The 2,440-nt window shown below is 71.8% G+C and carries 4 protein-coding genes; all 4 read left to right on the top strand.

Features of this window, described 5'->3' with window-relative positions; translation table 11 throughout:
- Window positions 1–11 precede the first annotated feature (11 nt).
- Window positions 12–641 carry a pseudouridine synthase gene (locus tag AC1D15_RS27000; protein ID WP_477828427.1) on the top strand — a complete coding sequence of 210 codons (630 nt, stop codon included), beginning with the start codon at window positions 12–14 and terminating at the stop codon, window positions 639–641.
- A gap of 4 nt (window positions 642–645) precedes the next feature.
- Window positions 646–1,227 (top strand): flavin reductase family protein, encoded by a 582-nt coding sequence (locus AC1D15_RS26995; protein WP_477828426.1) that lies wholly within the window; start codon window positions 646–648, stop codon window positions 1,225–1,227.
- A gap of 34 nt (window positions 1,228–1,261) precedes the next feature.
- Window positions 1,262–1,717 (top strand): YybH family protein, encoded by a 456-nt coding sequence (locus AC1D15_RS26990; RefSeq protein WP_477828425.1) that lies wholly within the window; start codon window positions 1,262–1,264, stop codon window positions 1,715–1,717.
- Window positions 1,718–1,744: 27 nt separating this feature from the next.
- On the top strand, window positions 1,745–2,440 hold a 696-nt coding region (locus tag AC1D15_RS26985; RefSeq protein WP_477828424.1), incomplete at its 3' end, for an MFS transporter.

The following is a 2,440-nucleotide window of genomic DNA, read 5'->3' as shown; positions in this document are numbered from 1 at the left end:
GTGTTGCACCGATGAACCCCGCTTTCCTGTACCTCGACGATTCGATGCTGGTGGTCGACAAGCCGAGCGGCCTGCTGGCCGTGCCCGGCCGCGGCGAGGCCGGGCTCGACAACCAGGCCTCGCGCGTGCAGGCCGCGGTGGCCGATGCGCTGGTGGTGCACCGGCTCGACATGTCGACCTCCGGGCTGATGCTGTTCGCCCGCGGCAAGGAGATGCAGCGCCGCCTCAGCCATGCCTTCGCGCAGCGCGAGGTGCACAAGGAATACATCGCGGTGGTCGACGGGCTGCTGGCGGCCGACCGCGGCGAGATCGACCTGCCGCTGCTCACCGACTGGCCGAACCGGCCGAAGCAGAAGGTCGACTTCGCCGATGGCAAGCCCGCGCTGACCCGCTACACCGTGCTCGAACGCGATGCCGCACGCGGCACCACGCGCCTGCGGCTCGAGCCCGTCACCGGCCGCTCGCACCAGCTGCGCGTGCACCTGCTGGCCATCGGCCACCCGATCGTCGGCGACGCGCTCTACGCGCCGCCCGATGCCCTTGCGAAGGCGCCGCGATTGCTGCTGCACGCACAATCGCTGGCGCTGCCGCACCCGGTCGACGGGCGGCCGATGCGCTTCCACAGCCCCGCCCCGTTCTGACCCCATGCACACCGCCGTCGAGCTCGCCAAGTCGTACCGCCTGTTGAACCACGGGCCCACGGTGCTGGTCAGCGCCGCGCATGGCGGGCAGCGCAACATCATGGCGGCGGCCTGGTCGATGCCGCTGGATTTCAACCCGCCGAAGGTCGCCGTGGTGCTCGACAAGAGCACCGTCACGCGGCAGCTGGTCGAGGGCTCGGGCACGTTCGCGCTGAACGTGCCGACGCGGGCCCAGGCCGAGGCGACGCTGGCGGTCGGCGGCATCTCGGCCCGCGAGCTGCCGGCGGGCCAGGACAAGTTCGCCGCGTTCGGCCTGACGGCCTTCGACGCGAGCCGCATCGAGGCCCCGCTGCTCGAAGGCTGCGCCGCCTGGCTCGAATGCCGGCTGTTGCCCGAGCCGCACCTGCAGAACCAGTACGACCTGTTCCTCGGCGAGGTGATCGCCGCCTGGGCCGATCCGCGCCTGTTCGCCGACGGCCACTGGCTCGACGCCGCGGCCGGCAGCACGGTGCACTACATCGCCGGCGGACGCTTCTTCGCCACCGGCGAAGCCTTCGACGCCAAGGCGCTGCCGCGGCGGTCGTAACATCGCCGTCTCGCGTCCATCACGCCCTCCACCCATGCAGCCCCCAGCCCGCTCCCGCCGCCGCCTGTCGCTGGTGCTGGCGTCGGCGCTGTGGCTGGCAGGCTGTGCCTCTCCCGCGATTCCGCGCGCCACGCTGGAGCAGCAGGTCGCCGACACCGAGCGCGCGTTCGCGAAGACCATGGCCGACCGCGACCACGCGGCCTTCACCAGCTTCCTCGCCGACGACACCGTGTTCTTCTCCGGCCCTGTGCCGCTGCGCGGCAAGGCCGCCGTGGCCGCGTGGTGGAAGCGCTTCTACGAGGGCGACAAGGCCCCGTTCTCGTGGCGCCCCGACAAGGTCGAGGTGCTCGATTCCGGCGAGCTCGCGCTGAGCACCGGCCCGGTGTTCGACCCCGACGGCAAGCCGGTCGCGAGCTTCACCTCGGTGTGGCGCCAGGTCTCGCCGGGCGTCTGGCGCATCGTCTTCGACAAGGGCTGCAACTGCCCCTGACCCCCCTCTTCTTCCTCCCCACGCTTCGTGTCCACACTCCCCGCCGTTCCGCTGTCGCTGTTCTCCCTGCCCGCCTTCATGCGCTTCTGGTACGCGCGGGTCGCGGCCACCATGGCCAACCAGATGCTGATGGTGGCCGTCGGCTGGGAGATGTACGAGCTCACCGGCAGTGCCTGGGACCTGGGCCTGGTCGGGCTGCTGCAGTTCCTGCCGGCGCTGTTGCTGACGCTGGTGGCCGGCCACGTCGCCGACCGGCACGACCGCAGCCGCATCCTCGCGCTGTCGATGGCGGTGCAGCTGGCGATCGCCGGCGTGCTGGCCACCGCCACGCACGGCCACTGGGCCAGCCGCGAGCTGCTGCTGGTGCTGTCGATCGCGATCGGATGCGCGAAGGCCTTCCAGATGCCGGCCCAGCAGGCGATGGTGCCGCTGCTGGTGCCGGCCGACACCCTGCCGCGCGCGATGGCCTTCAGCTCGGGCGGCATGCAGGCCGCCATCATCGGCGGGCCGGCGCTCGGCGGCTTCATCTACGTGGCCGGGGCCGACGTCGTCTACGCCGTCTGCGGCGCGCTGTTCGCGGTCGCCGCGGTGCTGTTCCTGCGCATCGGCCATCCGCACGTGCCGCCGCCGAAGGAGCCGGTGACGCTGCGCACCGTGCTGGCCGGCGTCGGCTTCATCTGGAACCGGCCGGTGGTGCTGGGTGCCATCTCGCTCGACCTGTTC

It is taken from the genome of Rhizobacter sp. P2_H2 (assembly GCF_056403375.1).
The sequence above is the reverse complement of the archived record's forward strand: the minus strand, read 5'-3'. Positions and strand labels throughout refer to the sequence as shown.

Bases quoted from the DNA above. Each gene is read 5' to 3' on its own strand.
- AC1D15_RS27000 (WP_477828427.1), top strand. From the start codon at position 12: ATGAACCCCGCTTTCCTGTACCTCGACGATTCGATGCTGGTGGTCGAC.
- AC1D15_RS26995 (WP_477828426.1), top strand. From the start codon at position 646: ATGCACACCGCCGTCGAGCTCGCCAAGTCGTACCGCCTGTTGAACCAC.
- AC1D15_RS26990 (WP_477828425.1), top strand. From the start codon at position 1,262: ATGCAGCCCCCAGCCCGCTCCCGCCGCCGCCTGTCGCTGGTGCTGGCG.